This window comes from Paenibacillus sp. N119s, assembly GCF_059447605.1.
The window spans coordinates 1-501 of sequence record NZ_JCAJRU010000508.1 but is presented as its reverse complement, the minus strand read 5'-3'; the positions used below and the strand labels follow the sequence as shown (position 1 = coordinate 501).

Annotated in this window: 2 tRNA genes and 1 rRNA gene; all 3 read right to left on the bottom strand. The window is 50.1% G+C overall.

The features are described 5' to 3' along the window. Nucleotides 1-213 precede the first annotated feature (213 nt). Nucleotides 214-289, bottom strand: a tRNA-Ala gene (locus tag AC5V8P_RS26060). A 20-nt stretch (nt 290-309) separates the two neighbouring features. Next, nucleotides 310-386: transfer RNA gene (locus AC5V8P_RS26055), tRNA-Ile, on the bottom strand. A 38-nt stretch (nt 387-424) separates the two neighbouring features. Beyond that, nucleotides 425-501, bottom strand: a 5S ribosomal RNA gene (rrf, locus tag AC5V8P_RS26050); the annotation flags it as partial.

Genomic DNA, 501 nt, shown 5'->3' with positions numbered 1-501 from the left:
TTATCGTTGTTCGCCACGTCCTTCGTCGGCTCCTGGCGCCTAGGCATCCTCCGTGTGCTCTTTGTAGCTTAACCTAGACTTTTCTTTCACAGAAAGAAAATGTCGATGTTGCTACCTTTATTTCACTTGTTTACACAAGATCAGCTTAAAGGAATATTCTAAAACGCAATTTCGTTTCGGTATCCAGTTTTCAAGGTGCAATGATACATCTTTTGGTGGAGCCAAGCGGGATCGAACCGCTGACCTCCTGCTTGCAAGGCAGGCGCTCTCCCAGCTGAGCTATGGCCCCAAAAGGAAATATAAAGTTTATGGTGGGCCCTAGTGGACTCGAACCACCGACCTCACCCTTATCAGGGGTGCGCTCTAACCAGCTGAGCTAAGGGCCCATAATAAACCACCAAAGAAATTCTTCTTTAGTGGTTGCGCTTGGCGGCGTCCTACTCTCCCAGGACCCTGCGGTCCAAGTACCATCGGCGCTGGAGGGCTTAACGGTCGTGTTCG